General features: G+C 71.5%; 1 protein-coding gene. It reads left to right on the top strand.

Going from position 1 to position 1,558, the window contains the following annotated elements:
* Positions 1 to 1,558: cobaltochelatase subunit CobN (locus EN738_RS34185; RefSeq protein ID WP_189606133.1), on the top strand; the 1,558-nt coding region annotated here is incomplete at both ends.

The raw sequence follows: 1,558 nt of genomic DNA, 5'->3' as shown, positions 1-1,558 counted from the left end.
TCCGGCAGGACAGAGGGGGGCGCGACAGAACGCGAGCCTTCGCGGCTAGCGCACGAAACCCACTTCCCCTTCCGCGCCGCGACCTTCGGCAACATCACCGTCGCGCTCGCCCCCGACCGCGGCCGCTCCGCCGACCGCCGCGCCGACTACCACGACCCGACGCTGCCCCCGCGCCACGACCTGATCGCCTTCGGCCTCTGGCTGCAAAAATCGCTCGGGGTCCACGCCCTCATCCATGTCGGCGCGCACGGCACGCTGGAATGGCTGCCGGGCAAGACGGTCGCGCTCTCCGATATCTGCTTCCCCGAGATCGTCACCGGCGCGCTGCCCGTCATCTATCCCTTCATCGTCTCCAATCCCGGCGAAGCGGCGCAAGCCAAGCGCCGCATCGCCGCCGTCACGCTCGGCCATCTGCCGCCGCCGCTGACCGGCGCCGGACTGGACGAGAACCAGCAGCGCCTCGAGCGGCTGGTCGACGAGTATGCGCAGGCCGACGGGCTCGACCGCCGCCGCCGCGACCGCCTGGCCAAGCTGATCGTCGAAACCGCACGCAAGACCGGGCTTGCCTCCGAAGCCGGAGTGGCCAGGACCGACGCGCCGGACGAGGCGCTGCGCCGCATTGACGCCTGGCTCTGCGACCTCAAGGATTTCGCCGTCAAGGACGGGCTGCATGTCTATGGCCGCGCGCCGGAGGGCGAAGCGGATTCGCTGCGCACCCAAAGCGCGAAAGCGGAAAAAGCGGCCCTTCTCGCCGCGCTCGATGGCTGCCACATCAAGGCCGGACCGGCCGGCGCGCCGGCGCGCGGCCGCTCCGACGTGCTGCCGACCGGCCGCAACCTGTTCACCGCCGACCCGCGCACCATGCCGACGCCGACCGCCTATGACCTTGGCCAGGCGGCGGCGGAAGAAGTCGTGCGCAGCTACATGCAGTTGCATGGCGACTGGCCGCGCTCGCTGGTCATCGACCTCTGGGGCTCGGCCTCGCTGCGCACGGGCGGCGAGGAGATCGCTCAAGGCCTGGCGCTGATGGGCTGCCGGCCGCAATGGGATGCCGCCACCGGCCGCGTCACCGGCATCGAGGTGCTGCCACCGGCAGCACTTGGCCGGCCGCGCGTCGACGTCACCTGGCGCATTTCCGGCCTGTTCCGCGACATGTTCCCGACCCAGATCGCACTGATCGACGCCGCCGCCACCGCCGTCGCCAGCCGCGACGAGGACGATTCCGAGAACCCGCTCGCCGCGGCGAGCCGCGCCGAGGGCAAGATCGGCCCGCGCATTTTCGGCACCTCGCCCGGCACCTACGGCGCCGGCGTCGAGGATCTTTTGTCCAGCGGCGACTGGGTCGGCCGCGAAGAAATCGGCCGCGCCTATCTCGACGCCACCTCGCATGCCTATGGCGGCGCCGACGGCGAGGCGACTTCCGCGCCCGGCGCCTTCGAGGGCCGCATCGCCGAGGCCGACCTGCTCGTCCACACCGGCGACGATCCCGGCCGCGACATCCTCGAAGGCTCGGCCGACGTTGCCTTCATCGGCGGGTTTTCGGCCGCCTTGGCAGCAC

This window comes from Mesorhizobium sp. M4B.F.Ca.ET.017.02.2.1, from assembly GCF_003998955.1.
Taxonomy (GTDB): Bacteria; Pseudomonadota; Alphaproteobacteria; order Rhizobiales; family Rhizobiaceae; genus Mesorhizobium; species Mesorhizobium abyssinicae.
Note: the sequence above shows the minus strand (reverse complement) of the source record. Positions and strands in the feature narration are given on the sequence as shown.